The following is a 13,014-nucleotide window of genomic DNA, read 5'->3' on the forward strand; positions in this document are numbered from 1 at the left end:
ATAGTAGAATATATGGAAAGAATCTGGAATTATATACATTATGCAATTTTCAATTTTTATAGAAGAGTATATAAACTATTATCATATATAGATCCTTTTAAGCTCATTTATAAAATACCTGCCATAAGAAAATTTTATGCTAAAGGAGGAATTGAGGATATGAATCAATTTACAGATGAAGTTATTTTTAATAATAAAGTATCTGGGCTACATAGCATTTGGGCGGGTGTTCATATGGGAGGTTTAATAATTCTTATAGAATATGGGATCTTCAATATTTTTCAGACAATATTAGGAAAATCACTAATTCAATATGTTTGGGAACCCGGTAATTCATATAAATGGATTTTTATAATAGGATTGTTAATTTTACCTTGGATTATAAATGAAAAATTACTATTTAAAAATGATAAATATTTAAAATATTTTGACGAGTTTGATAAAGAACCTAAAGAAGTAAGACGTAAATGGGCTTGGATTAGTTTTGGAATAATACTAGGGATTTTAGGATTTTTTATATTAAGCTTTATTCCATTGTCAAAAACATATTAAATGAATACAATTGAAATCAAAAGTAGTAGAACAAAATTAATATTACTGCTATCAGGTTCACTAATATTTATACTATTAGGTATCTTTTTAACAGTTAATCCTGACAAATTTACTTCTGCTATATTTAGAAATGTAATATTTATACGTATTGCAGGAATTGCAGCAATGTTGTTTTTTGGATTATGCTTAATTATTTTAATAAAAAGCTTTTTCACAAAGAAATTTAATCTTATCATAAATGAAAAAGGAATTATTGATAATTCTAGTTATGTAAGTGTAGGAATGATTTTTTGGAGTGATATTACTTCAATAAAAAGTATTAATGTTATGTCAACAAAATTTTTAATTATTAATGTAAAAGATCCTACTAAATACTTAAATAACGAAAGTGGTATAAAGAAAAAATTATTAGAGAGAACCTATAAAACATATGATACACCCATTTCGATTTCTTCAAATACATTAGCTTATAATTTTGATGAGCTTGAAAAAGTTATTTCAAAATTTTATAATGAATATAAAAGCCATTAATTTTTGGTAATGTTTCAAAAATGTTGGTTTTCTTTATTAATAGAACTTAACGAGAAATAATAAGTATTAATTTTATAGAATAGAGTGATCATTTAGTCACTCTATTTGTTTTGGTTCGGTTGGAGCAGGTATTTCGCTATTTTATTTTGGAGGCAAAGCAATAACTCTACAGGAGAAAATTTATTTGAAAAACCCAATCAAAAATGATAAGATTTATAAATTATATTATTTTTCACTTTATTGAATTTCAAAGAAAAGTTGGAAATAACGATGTATCAATATTTACAACATCTGTCTTTTTCACAATAATGATATGGATGAATATTTTAACGATCGTAAACTATATTACCATGAAAAATTATTATCCAACTACAAATTATGTTATTCCTGTTACATTATTTTGTATAGGATTATTTTGGATAATCAATAGTTATATTAGAAAAAGAAAACATGAGAATTATAATTTTTACTCGTCTTTTTTTGGGTACATATATTTAATACTTTATATTTTAATAAGTTTTGGTCTATTTGTAAATAGTGTAGAGCTAATAAAAACTAAATAAAGAGTAATATTCTAATATTAAATTCAAAAACCAGAGTAGAAATTCCCTACTCTGGTTTATTTTTGCCAAAAAAATATATTTAAATGACTGAAAATTATTCCTCGTGTATCAGAATTAGTGATGAATAAATTTTGAAAATAATAAGTATATTTACAGCTATACAGACCATTTAGATAGACGAATAAAAGAGAATCTTTTATGAAGGCTACGAACGTAGTTCTGTGCGTGTGAGCTACACGAATAACGGTTCCGGAGCTGCGATCATTGAAGAAAACAATTATTACCCGTTTGGCTTAAAGCATGAAGGTTATAATGTATTAACAGGAAATCCTGCTTACAATTATGGTTATAATGGTAAAGAACTTCAAAAAGAAACCGGCTGGAGTGATTTTGGAGCCAGAATGTACATGTCAGATATTGGCAGATGGGGTGTTGTAGATGCATTGGCAGAACAGATGAGAAGACATTCTCCTTATAATTATGCCTTTAATAACCCAATCAGATTTACTGATCCTGATGGGAATAGTCCTAGGGATACGTATGGGGAACATTCTGCTTTCAATGGAGATTTTAATCCAAATTCTTCGTTATCAGGATACAATGGTATGGGTGGTTCTCATGGTAACTATTTTGGAAGTAATACAGATGGTGGAGGTTTTGCTCCGGGAACGACTTATTATGGTCAAGAAGCTTATGATGTATTGCAGAGTTATTTAACCCCGAAATATAATTTTGATCCGTTTGATTCTATACAGTTTAAGCTAAATGATTTTAATCCGTAGGAACCTGTAAGCTTCTTTGGAAAAGAAGATAATGCTGTTTTTCATAAGGTTTTTAAGCAGATGAATAATCTTTTTAAAGATACAAAAGGGGATGGAGTTTTCAGAGTCTATTCACACGGCAATTTTGGAACACTATTTAATGGTGAGGAAAGAATAAGAGATGCTAAAACTTTTGATACTGTAATGAATTCTAAAAATAGTAATTGGAAGAATGTAGATAAAATGAAAGATCCAATTTTAATTTTGTATGCGTGTTTATCTGGGGTAAGTACAACAGCAAATGAAGCTATAGGTAAGCAAATATCCAAAGCTCATCCCAACTTAACTGTTATATCATTTAATGGCTTCGTGACCTATGATACAACAGCAAATGGTATTAAAAACATTAACATTGGTCAGGATAAAAGAGATGGAAATGGTGTTATTGTATTTTATAAAAATGGAGAATATTTGACAGGTTATAGATATAACCAATTTCTTCAAAAATATCCGAACTTTAAATAAATATTATATGAAAAAATTACTAATAAGTATGCTATTAATATTCTTAAGTAACTGTAATAAAGTAAACGAACAAAAGAATAATGAGAGAAAGAAAGAAGATATAAAACTTGAATCTGTATCAGAAAACCTCTTGATAAGAGATGAGTATAGTCCTAATAAAGATAATAAATTTAACTTTAATGATAAAAAATTGCAAAATAATTTAAGAAAAGCAATATATGAAGGTGATATACAAGCTTATAAATCTGCTAGTAAACAATATATAATTAATGGTCACTATAAAGAATTTTTATATTATGCAATACTTATGGCAGAAAAAAATAATTATAAGGAGGCATACTGGGATGTTTCAACCATTTTGACTTCGGAACCTCATAATTCATTTACAAGTCAATATGCATCTTACTGTTTATTAAAATCTTATGAAATGGGAGATATAGGAGCAAAACAATCTGTAAACTACATTTACACAGATAAAGGTAAAAAAATACCAAAATCAAGCTCAGTTTATTGTACAGATTAAATAGAATTAACATATTGCAATTTCTACCTTATTTAGGACAAAAAGGTTATAATTATTCTCTCTAATTTAAGAGGATTTTATAAATAATTAGGGTATTGAAATCAGTACCCTATTTTAAATTAAATCAGTATTCTAAAACTCAGGCGACAGAGCAGAAGTTCTTGAAGAAAACAATTATTACCCATTTGGCTTAAAGCATGAGGGATACAATATATTAACAGGAAATCCTGTTTACAATTACGGTTACAATGGCAAAGAACTTCAAAAGGAAACTGGTTACAGTGATTTTGGAGCCAGAATGTACATGTCAGATATTGGCAGATGGGGTGTTGTAGATGCATTGGCAGAACAGATGAGAAGACATTCTCCTTATAATTATGCCTTTAATAACCCAATCAGATTTACAGATCCTGATGGGAACAGTCCTAGGGATACGTATGGGGAACATTCTGCTTTTAATGTAGACTTTGACCCGAATTCTTCATTATCAGGCTACAATGGTATGGGTGGTTCTCATGGTAACTATTTTGGAAGTAATACAGATGGTGGAGGTTTTGCTCCGGGAACGACTTATTATGGAGAAGGGTCTGATAATAATCCTAAACCAGGTGCTTGGCAATCTGTGAAAAACTTTTTTAAGGGTATCTTCGGAGGCAATGAAAAAGGCGCCGGAATTACAAGTTTTGCAGCTGGAGCCACGGTTAGCAGAGCAGTTCAGGTTGGAGAGATTATTGAGGTAAATGCACAGGCATTTTATGGTGCTGCCGGTACTTTAGTAACCCGTAGTCTTTGGGGATTGCCATTAATGTTAAATGGAGATACTCAATTTGCAGCTAATTCAAAAGGAATTGTTGACATACCTCTTACGGGGGCAACAGATGTACCAGTAGATGAACCTGAACAAATGATTACATTGTATAGAGGGGTTTCATCAAGAATATTCCATAATGACAATACTCAGTATATGAATGCACACTTAGGAATAGCAATTCCTAAGGGATATTATCAGGTCAGTACACTTTTTGGACCTCATAGAGATATGGAATCTCATGCAGGTGGTGATAATTATAGTATTTGGACAAGTTGGAGCTCTGATAAAGAAGTGGCTAGAAACTTTGCTAATGGGATAGCATTTGGAAAAGCAGTTCCAGGAATTATAATGTCTAAGAATTTTAAAGTAGGTAATGCTATACCCAATCCTTTTACTTTAGGAGAAAGTGAATGGCTTGTACCGGGAGTCGTTTATGGTGCTAAAGTACAATACGTTTTACCAAGACCTGGTTATTAAAATAATAATACTTATTAAATAAAATGGAAAAATTAATATATACCAAAATACAAGAGTACGATTCAAATTTGAAAGATTTTGAAATCTCATATTCAAATCATCCACTAATCCTTGATGATTTAATTACTTTATATAAAGGAAGAAATAAATTAGCTAAAGACGAAAGTATTAAAAAAATAACATTACAAATTTTAAATGATTTATTATTAATTAAAAAGAAATCTATTGAATTTATAAAATTTGTGACTGTCAAAAAAGACGAAGCTCGTCGATTATTCTTTTTCAACGAGGATTATTCAGAGATTTTTTCAGATTTTACTTTTCCTAAAGAAGATTCTGAAAGTAATTGGAGTTGATACCTTATTTAGGACAAAAAATTTATACTTTTTATACTCTCTAATTTGAGAGGATTTTATAAATAATTAGGGTATTGAAATCAATACCCTAATTTAAATTAAAATAAGTTTTGCTAAAAAACAGCGCAGAAGCTCTTGAAGAAAATAATTATTATGCATTTGGTTTAAAGCATGAAGGTTATAATGTTTTACCCGGAAATACTTCATATACTTATGGATATAATGGCAAAGAGCTGCAGAAAGAAACAGGCTGGAGCGATTATGGAGCGAGAATGTATATGGCGGATATTGGCAGATGGGGCGTTGTAGATCCTCTGGCAGAACAGATGAGAAGACATTCCCCATACAACTATGCCTTTAATAATCCCGTAAGTTTTACAGATCCGGATGGCCGAAAGCCAATGATTTATAATGCAGGAGGTGTGATGCGTTGGGAATTTGACCCCATTAACTACTATTAATGGTACCGCATGGTTTGAAGGACCAGCATTAAGCTATGGTGGATTTGGAGGATCTTCTTTCCTTTCTCAAGGCCTAACCGGAGGCGGAGGAGATGGTTCGGGGGACATGGGAGGAGTTCCAGGTAGTGGAGGGCTGTTCGTCCAAACACAGGCTTATAGAGATATAATGAATGCAGCACATAATGGAGGCACTGGAGGATTGATAAATAAAGGAGGAACGCTTAGATGGTGGACAGATTATACTGATCTTGATTCGGATGTTACAGGGGTGGGAACACTGAATATGTTGAAGTTAAGGAGTGAAAAATTTCCTTCTAATAAAGAAATAACTCCTTGGCAATTAGGTGTAGAATGGCTTTCAGGATCAGGTCCAAGACATCGAGATTTTACTAATGGAGACTTAATGACAGAAATGCTAAGACAACATAGTCATGTACAAGCCACAAGAGACATTATCCTATCTAAAATGACTTTAAGACAAAGTAGTTTAGAGGGTTCAAATTCTTATAAGCTAGGTGGTATTAAAGGAGTTGGGCTTTATCTTAAAGATTATTCAACGTTATTAACAGGCGGGTTAACAGGGAATTTAGCAGTAACATATTTAGGATCTTATAATTTAGAATACACGGCAGCAGCATACAATAAGAGTGTAGTTGTTTCATTTAATGTTGAAAATTCCTCTACAATGCAATCTGCATCCCGTCCTCCTGTGCTTGGCTATCTTCCAATTTGGCAACAGACAGCGGGAAAACTTATTAATGAAAAATTTAAAACAGGTTGGGGATCTAAAACTACTCAATCATTTCACTGGACAGAAGTATTATATCTAAAATGAAAACAAAATTAAAATATTTATTAATCACACTGTTAACAATTATGTTATATAGTTGTGAGGAAACTAAGCCAAAACAATCAGATTTTATAGGTAATTGGAAATCTTCTGATAATGCATCTATCAAACTAAATAAAAATGGAACTTGTATTTTGAAAGGGGTTGATCATTATAAAATCAGTAGCTTTCCAAAAAATAAAAATAGGGAATTAAATGCTGAAGGAACTTGGCAGTTTACAGAAAATATAGAAAGTGGCATTGTTGATAATATAGACAATGGAATTACTATAACATATAATTTGCCCGAGGGAGCAAAAGGGGAAATTGTATTTTATATCTCGGGGCAAGGTATCAATGGAAATAATCCACCTTGGAATATTTTTATATGGGAAGGTGATCCTGATGAAATGATGAAATATGAGTTTATAAAAATAAATGAACAATAAGATAATGTGGTAATGTTCCAGATGTGTTGGTATTCAATATTGGTCATGTTCCAAAGTTAGTGATGCGAACAATTTCCCACACTAACCATTTGAAATTCAAATAAAATTCAAAACATTAAATTCAAAAACCAGAGTAGAAATTCCCTACTCTGGTTTTATTTTTTGCCAAAAAAAAAATATTTAAATGATTGAGAATCATTCCTCGTGTATCAGAGTTAGTGATGAGCAAATTTTGAAAATAATAAGTATATTTACAGTTATACAGACCATTTAGATAGACGAATAAAAGAGAATCTTTTATGAAGGCTACGAACGTAGTTCTGTGCGTGTGAGCTACACGAATAACGGTTCCGGAGCTGCGATCATTGAAGAAAACAATTATTACCCGTTTGGATTAAAGCATGAAGGTTATAATGTATTAACAGGAAATCCTGCTTACAATTACGGTTACAATGGCAAAGAACTTCAAAAGGAAAACTGGTTACAGTGATTTTGGAGCCAGAATGTACATGTCAGATATTGGCAGATGGGGTGTTGTAGATGCATTGGCAGAACAGATGAGAAGACATTCTCCTTATAATTATGCCTTTAATAACCCAATCAGATTTACAGATCCTGATGGGAATAGTCCTAGGGATACGTATGGGGAACATTCTGCTTTCAATGGAGATTTTAATCCAAATTCTTCGTTATCAGGATACAATGGTATGGGTGGTTCTCATGGTAACTATTTTGGAAGTAATACAGATGGTGGAGGTTTTGCTCCGGGAACGACTTATTATGGAGAAGGGTCTGATAATAATCCTAAACCAGGTGCTTGGCAATCTGTGAAAAACTTTTTTAAAGGTATCTTTGGAGGCAATGAAAAAGGTGCTGGTATTACAAGTATTGCAGCTGGGGCACAGGTTAGCAGACTTGGTAGAATTGTTCAGATTGGAGAGATTATTGAGGTAAATGCACAGGCATTTTATGGTGCTGCCGGTACTTTAGTAACCCGTAGTCTTTGGGGATTGCCATTAATGTTAAATGGAGATACTCAATTTGCAGCTAATTCAAAAGGAATTGTAGATGTACCTGCTACAGAGGTAGATGATAGACCAGAACAAACTATAACCTTATTTAGAGGAGTACATGCTGAACATCCCGAGTTGGATAATGCTTATTTAGGAACTGCAATTCCTTGGGGCGGAAGTGCCACAGCCTACCAACATAATATGGGTGACAATAATAGCGTATATACTTCATGGTCGAAAAGTATTGATGTTGCTAATTGGACCGCTTCTAGACGTGGACCTGGTGGAGTTATCTTAAAGCAATCTTTTCCGTTATGGAGATTAACCAATTTTAATAATTACCCTGGAGAACAAGAGATGCAAGTATTTGGTCCGGTATATGGAGCTCAAGTAATAAAGCCTTGGGGGAAAACAGGAACTTGGACCCCTTATGTAAAATAATGTTAACAATAGAAACTAAAATATGAATAATATTGACAAAAAAATATATGAAATATATCTTAAAAAAGATAATCTAATATTAGTTCAAGAATATTTTTTGAAAAATAAAATAATTGATATAATTTTCACTTCATTTATACAAGATACTAAACACATTTTTGAAATTTACAGAGATAGATTAGAATTTAGTGAAATGACAAGAGAAAATTATGTTGGATTAAGTTCAGCAGTTTATGCGCTTCAAAATACTAAATTGGATAAAATTAAGGTTTCATCTATTGAGGGCTTAGAATCAAGTTGTACAATTTTTAGTAATGACGATTATTCAATAATATTAGGAGTTATTTTTACTAGGACCCCCGAATGGTAACATTTCAGATCCGGATGGAATGGCTCCAAGACAGTTGGCAACGTTTCAAATATGTTGGTTTTCTTTATTAATTGAACTTAACGAGAAATAATAAGTATTAATTTTATAGAAATAGAGTGATCGTTTGGTCACTCTATTTGTTTTTTAATAGAAAATGGAGTCCTTATGCAGGTAAAAGTTTACTCATGTGTCAAATGTGTTGGTGATGATTTTATAAAATATGGCAAAACTAATTATGGAAAGCAACGCTATCAATGTAAGTTCTGCAAAGCCATAAGTGTTTTACAATATTCTTATAATGCTTATAAAAAAGACATCAATACAAAGGTTATTCAGCTAACTAAAGAAAGCATGGGGATAAGAAGTATTGCGAGAATATTAAAAATTTCAACAACTACTTTACTTAAAAGAATTGTTGCAATTGCAGATAATATTGGTCAACCTCTCATTCCATATTATCAAACCTATGAATTAGATGAGATGAGGTTTTTCATCAGAAAAAAATCTAATGTGATGTGGCTGGTATATGCCATTAATAAAAGCACCAAAGAAATTGCCGGGTTTTATATTGGCAGGAGAAATAACAAAACGCTGAATGCTGTTATTAAAACTTTGATCAATTCCAAAGCTAAAAAAATTTATACCGATAAACTCAGAAATTATCAATATTTGATTCTCAAAGAGATTCATAGTACCAAAAGACATGGAATCAACAGAATAGAAAGGAAAAACCTTAGTATTAGAACTCATGTAAAAAGATTAAATAGAAAAACAATTTGCTTCAGCAGAAGTGCAGTTATTCTAAACGCCATTTTGAAAATATATTTTTGGAGCGACAGTTAGAATATAAGAGTGAATATTTTTTTCCTTGTCTTGTATAACAGATGGGAAAATTGTAACTGAAATTTTATGTGGTTGGGAATATGTTGGGAAAAATAATAAATAAAAAACCGTAATACTTTCTATTATAGAGTATTACGGTTTATTGTTGTGGTCCCACCTGGGCTCGAACCAGGGACCACCTGATTATGAGTCAGTCTAGTATATTTATCAATTACGTTCATTTCTTTTCATTTAATTGATTTCCAATAATTTAATCAAATTCTAATTTTTATTCAATTTCAATCATTTTCATCCTTTTATACAAAATGTTGCAGTATTGTTGCAGCAGAAACTTAATCTTATTTTTAGAATGTAAGAATGTAATTATTGCAATTCCTGTAATTTGGTATTAAATATTCGATCAATAATCGGACAAGCATTTCACAAAAATCAACAAACTTAAATAGACGAAAAAACCTGTTAATAAGGTCTTCCAAAACTCCTTGTCTTTAAGAACTACAGGTATTGGTCTATAATCATCCAATGGACTTTTAAAACGATCACCTTCATTAATAAAACGAATCAGACTGCCTAAAACGAGACTTAGGAAAATAGAAATAATTAGCAGTACTGGTACTGCAATTACCAATAGTAAAATTTTCATATATCTTTGGATTTATACAATAAAATAAATTGAGGGAGCATCAATAAAACTGAAATTCCAAAAGAAGGAATAATAAACAGCAAACTAATAATTACACTACAAATTAGGCTCATTATCCATTTACTTTTATATTGTTGTACTGTGAATTGGTTTGTTAGTCGTAGTTGAATATTATTATCCAGATTATATATTGGTCTGAACAATGCTCTAAGAATAAAGTAAAAAAGAAAAATGGCAACGATAGTTCCAATGATTACCCCTACTCTTCCAGACAATGATATATTTCTATTTTTTTCTAATTGCATAACAAATGCTATTATCACTATTGTAAATACTAGTAAGCGAAAAATTGACTTTCCTATTGTTGCTGACAATTTTCCAAGTTTTTTTAAATTATTCATTTGAGTTATTATTTAATTACAAAAATACAAAGTTATCACTATTGATAACCATATCAAATCAGAATGTTATCAACTTTGATAATTATTTCATCAAAGTTTGGATAAAAAATCTCTTCAAATACTTATTAGCAAAAGAATAAAACAGATCAGAGAAGAAAAAAATATTTCTCAATCTGATTTAGGTGCTATGTGTAATTTTGAAAAATCAAATATGAGCAGAATAGAGTCGGGTAGAATTTCACCAAGCCTTATTACTTTATACAAAATTTCAAAAGCTCTTAATATAGAATTCTATGAACTATTTAAGTTCGATAAATAATAAATTCTGGCTATTAATACTATCTGAAAGTATTTCAAGTTCTAGAAATGCAATAGAATTTATACTTATATAAATAAGATTACATAAATACATTACTAATCTTGGAGTTATAAAAAATTATCTTCTTTATTAAGGCTATAATAATTATTTTTTGAAATAATCAAATGATCTAAAAGTGTTAAATTCAGTAAATCACAAGCCTTGCTTAACTTCTCAGTTATGTTTTTGTCTGAATTACTTGGCGTGAGGCTTCCACTTGGGTGATTGTGTACAAGTATGAGTTGCGTAGCATGACATTTAAGAGCAACACTCAAAATAATCCGTATATCTACTACAGAACTATCTATACCGCCTTTGGAAACATCGAAAATACCCAAAACGAAATTTCCTTTATTCATTAAAATTACTTTACACTCTTCTTGAAATTCAATGATATTAAGATTCCAATTCTTAATAATTAATTCATAAGCCTCCTTATGGCTAGTTATTCTTATTCTTTGTTGATTAGTTGTGTTGTAACTGACTGATATTTCCATTAATTGATTCATATATTTATAATGCTAAGGTTAAAAATGCTAAAGGGCCGGAATATTTGAAAACTATTTCTTTTTACTCCTGATCCACTTTATTTGAAGTAAGTAGATTCTAAGTTCTAAGATTTGAAGTTTTGCAAAAATTCGGCACTTTGGCAGTTTGTCTGTTGAGTGAAGCTGCTATGCTTCTGTCAATAAATGTTTTCCATTTCTTGAAAAGGATTCAATGTCACTAGCAAAGCTACTGCTTACCTGTTGCTTAACGGTATTTTCTTTTCCTGGTTCCTTTGGTGAATACACAAACCTGTGATGAAGAATAATCACTTCTCCGGTATCTTTAACGGTATATTCGTACGGTTCACATTCTTGTTTACTGATACTTCCCTGCATTTGAGTTCCGATAAGAGCTTGACAAGTAAGCTCATCAAATGTTGATGTTATTGAAGCTTTCTTAGATGTAGCATAGAATTGCCCCGTAGCTTGGCTCATAACCATTTCAATACCTCCCTGAACTTCTAGTACATAAAATGTAGAACCGTCTTCCTTTTGTCTTTGTTTGTAGTTGATAATTGTTACCATTTTTTTTGATTTTTGAGTTAGATAAAACACCAGGAACAAAAGAACTGTCAACAATAGTACATCAGCTATCACCTTGATTGTATTACTGACCTTTAAGTTTTTCTTTCATATTTACTGGTGGGGGATGTTTTCCATTCCCAATGATGGGTGGGGGATTTTACAAGGGGGATGCACATATAAAAATTTTTTCAAAAAAATTAAATCAATTAGACAGTTTACGGGAAACCACAAAAACGATTTAAAAGAAGATATTATATTTGTAAATAACTTATATACCAATATTTTAAGTTTCAACTCTAATCCGCTAATGAAAAGAAATCAATTAGATTTGCAATGAGAAAAAATATTTCAAAATATGGAGAGAAATTTTTATTTTTACTATATAAAAAAACACTGATATGCAAAAAATTATCCGCTATATAGGCCTGTTAGGATTTTCATAAGTTTCAAATCTATTTGACATTTCTAAGCCACAAATAAATATATTAGGCAAGTATTCCAGTATAGATCAGTAAAAGTCCAATAAGCAAAGTAATAATTTATACTTGATTGTATTCAATTTTGAAAAAAATCAAATGAAAACCAAATCATAGCCTTTTCGTATTTTTGCAAAATGGACAGACACAGCAAACAGACAAGAAGCTATAATATGAGCCAGATTAAAGGAAAAAATACTAAGCCTGAAATTATGGTAAGAAAATTTTTGTTTGCAAATGGATTGAGGTTTAGATTACATGATAAAAAATTACCCGGAAAACCAGACATAATACTACCTAAATTTAAAACGGTAATTTTTGTTAATGGATGTTTTTGGCATGGACATGATAATTGTAAATATTATGTAATTCCTAAAACCCGTACTGAGTTTTGGACAGATAAGATTCAAGGAAATAAAAAAAGAGATACTGAAAATATTAACTTACTTAAAATGATGGGATGGAATGTTTTGGTTGTTTATGAATGTGAATTAAAGAAAAACGAACAATTAACAACATTAAACAACATATTAAGTAAGATAAAAAATAATTAAGAAC

At 30.7% G+C, this 13,014-nt stretch carries 14 protein-coding genes and 4 pseudogenes; 15 read left to right on the forward strand and 3 right to left on the reverse strand.

Features of this window, described 5'->3' with window-relative positions; translation table 11 throughout:
* The first annotated feature begins 12 nt into the window (after positions 1-12).
* From J2T03_RS09595 to J2T03_RS09655, 13 genes and pseudogenes are all read left to right on the forward strand, one after another.
* On the forward strand, positions 13-552 hold the full coding sequence (locus tag J2T03_RS09595) for a hypothetical protein (protein WP_307210930.1): 540 nt from the start codon (positions 13-15) through the stop codon (positions 550-552).
* Positions 553-1,083 carry an STM3941 family protein gene (locus J2T03_RS09600; RefSeq protein WP_307210931.1) on the forward strand — a complete coding sequence of 177 codons (531 nt, stop codon included), beginning with the start codon at positions 553-555 and terminating at the stop codon, positions 1,081-1,083.
* Positions 1,084-1,785: 702 nt separating this feature from the next.
* A pseudogene (locus tag J2T03_RS09605) lies at positions 1,786-2,176 on the forward strand (RHS repeat-associated core domain-containing protein); the annotation flags it as partial.
* A 312-nt stretch (positions 2,177-2,488) separates the two neighbouring features.
* Positions 2,489-2,932, forward strand: coding sequence for a hypothetical protein (locus tag J2T03_RS09610; protein WP_307210933.1), 444 nt, complete (start codon positions 2,489-2,491; stop codon positions 2,930-2,932).
* A 7-nt stretch (positions 2,933-2,939) separates the two neighbouring features.
* Positions 2,940-3,455 (forward strand): hypothetical protein, encoded by a 516-nt coding sequence (locus tag J2T03_RS09615; protein ID WP_307210935.1) that lies wholly within the window; start codon positions 2,940-2,942, stop codon positions 3,453-3,455.
* A 151-nt stretch (positions 3,456-3,606) separates the two neighbouring features.
* A pseudogene (locus tag J2T03_RS20550) lies at positions 3,607-3,879 on the forward strand (RHS repeat-associated core domain-containing protein); the annotation flags it as partial.
* 887 nt (positions 3,880-4,766) lie between these two features.
* Positions 4,767-5,099, forward strand: coding sequence for a hypothetical protein (locus tag J2T03_RS09625; RefSeq protein ID WP_307210937.1), 333 nt, complete (start codon positions 4,767-4,769; stop codon positions 5,097-5,099).
* A gap of 125 nt (positions 5,100-5,224) precedes the next feature.
* Positions 5,225-5,494, forward strand: a pseudogene (locus J2T03_RS09630) (RHS repeat-associated core domain-containing protein); the annotation flags it as partial.
* Positions 5,495-5,537: 43 nt separating this feature from the next.
* Positions 5,538-6,395, forward strand: a complete 858-nt coding sequence (locus tag J2T03_RS09635) for a hypothetical protein (RefSeq protein ID WP_307210943.1) — start codon at positions 5,538-5,540, stop codon at positions 6,393-6,395.
* Complete coding sequence (locus J2T03_RS09640; RefSeq protein ID WP_307210945.1) at positions 6,392-6,838, forward strand: hypothetical protein; 447 nt, start codon at positions 6,392-6,394, stop codon at positions 6,836-6,838. Before J2T03_RS09635 ends, J2T03_RS09640 begins: the two co-directional genes overlap by 4 nt.
* A gap of 240 nt (positions 6,839-7,078) precedes the next feature.
* Positions 7,079-7,470 (forward strand): annotated as a pseudogene (locus J2T03_RS09645) (RHS repeat-associated core domain-containing protein); the annotation flags it as partial.
* Between the two features lie 844 nt (positions 7,471-8,314).
* Positions 8,315-8,662: a hypothetical protein gene (locus J2T03_RS09650; protein ID WP_307210947.1), complete on the forward strand. Its 348-nt coding sequence runs from the start codon at positions 8,315-8,317 to the stop codon at positions 8,660-8,662.
* 165 nt (positions 8,663-8,827) lie between these two features.
* Positions 8,828-9,505 carry an IS1 family transposase gene (locus tag J2T03_RS09655; protein WP_307210949.1) on the forward strand — a complete coding sequence of 226 codons (678 nt, stop codon included), beginning with the start codon at positions 8,828-8,830 and terminating at the stop codon, positions 9,503-9,505.
* 639 nt (positions 9,506-10,144) lie between these two features.
* Here J2T03_RS09655 and J2T03_RS09660 read toward each other — a convergent pair.
* Positions 10,145-10,549, reverse strand: a complete 405-nt coding sequence (locus tag J2T03_RS09660) for a hypothetical protein (protein ID WP_307210951.1) — start codon at positions 10,547-10,549, stop codon at positions 10,145-10,147.
* Between the two features lie 97 nt (positions 10,550-10,646).
* Between J2T03_RS09660 and J2T03_RS09665 the strand changes: the two genes are divergently transcribed.
* The gene (locus tag J2T03_RS09665) at positions 10,647-10,868 is read left to right on the forward strand and encodes a helix-turn-helix domain-containing protein (protein ID WP_307210953.1); all 222 of its coding nucleotides are present in this window, start codon (positions 10,647-10,649) and stop codon (positions 10,866-10,868) included.
* A gap of 107 nt (positions 10,869-10,975) precedes the next feature.
* Here J2T03_RS09665 and J2T03_RS09670 read toward each other — a convergent pair whose 3' ends face one another.
* Together J2T03_RS09670 and J2T03_RS09675 are read right to left on the reverse strand one after the other, a co-directional pair.
* Complete coding sequence (locus J2T03_RS09670; protein ID WP_307210955.1) at positions 10,976-11,416, reverse strand: JAB domain-containing protein; 441 nt, start codon at positions 11,414-11,416, stop codon at positions 10,976-10,978.
* Between the two features lie 165 nt (positions 11,417-11,581).
* Positions 11,582-11,980, reverse strand: a complete 399-nt coding sequence (locus J2T03_RS09675) for a hypothetical protein (RefSeq protein WP_307210957.1) — start codon at positions 11,978-11,980, stop codon at positions 11,582-11,584.
* A gap of 613 nt (positions 11,981-12,593) precedes the next feature.
* On the opposite strand from J2T03_RS09675, the gene J2T03_RS09680 reads away from it, so the two are divergent.
* The gene (locus J2T03_RS09680; protein ID WP_307210958.1) at positions 12,594-13,010 is read left to right on the forward strand and encodes a very short patch repair endonuclease; all 417 of its coding nucleotides are present in this window, start codon (positions 12,594-12,596) and stop codon (positions 13,008-13,010) included.
* The last annotated feature ends 4 nt before the right edge of the window (positions 13,011-13,014 follow it).

Source organism: Chryseobacterium lathyri, from assembly GCF_030812195.1.
GTDB classification, from domain to species: domain Bacteria; phylum Bacteroidota; class Bacteroidia; order Flavobacteriales; family Weeksellaceae; genus Chryseobacterium; species Chryseobacterium lathyri_A.

Coding starts and splice junctions, on each gene's coding strand:
- J2T03_RS09595 (WP_307210930.1), top strand. CDS start 13: ATGGAAAGAATCTGGAATTATATACATTATGCAATTTTCAATTTTTAT.
- J2T03_RS09600 (WP_307210931.1), top strand. CDS start 553: ATGAATACAATTGAAATCAAAAGTAGTAGAACAAAATTAATATTACTG.
- J2T03_RS09610 (WP_307210933.1), top strand. CDS start 2,489: ATGAATAATCTTTTTAAAGATACAAAAGGGGATGGAGTTTTCAGAGTC.
- J2T03_RS09615 (WP_307210935.1), top strand. CDS start 2,940: ATGAAAAAATTACTAATAAGTATGCTATTAATATTCTTAAGTAACTGT.
- J2T03_RS09625 (WP_307210937.1), top strand. CDS start 4,767: ATGGAAAAATTAATATATACCAAAATACAAGAGTACGATTCAAATTTG.
- J2T03_RS09640 (WP_307210945.1), top strand. CDS start 6,392: ATGAAAACAAAATTAAAATATTTATTAATCACACTGTTAACAATTATG.
- J2T03_RS09650 (WP_307210947.1), top strand. CDS start 8,315: ATGAATAATATTGACAAAAAAATATATGAAATATATCTTAAAAAAGAT.
- J2T03_RS09655 (WP_307210949.1), top strand. CDS start 8,828: ATGCAGGTAAAAGTTTACTCATGTGTCAAATGTGTTGGTGATGATTTT.
- J2T03_RS09660 (WP_307210951.1), bottom strand. CDS start 10,549: ATGAATAATTTAAAAAAACTTGGAAAATTGTCAGCAACAATAGGAAAG.
- J2T03_RS09670 (WP_307210955.1), bottom strand. CDS start 11,416: ATGAATCAATTAATGGAAATATCAGTCAGTTACAACACAACTAATCAA.
- J2T03_RS09675 (WP_307210957.1), bottom strand. CDS start 11,980: ATGGTAACAATTATCAACTACAAACAAAGACAAAAGGAAGACGGTTCT.
- J2T03_RS09680 (WP_307210958.1), top strand. CDS start 12,594: ATGGACAGACACAGCAAACAGACAAGAAGCTATAATATGAGCCAGATT.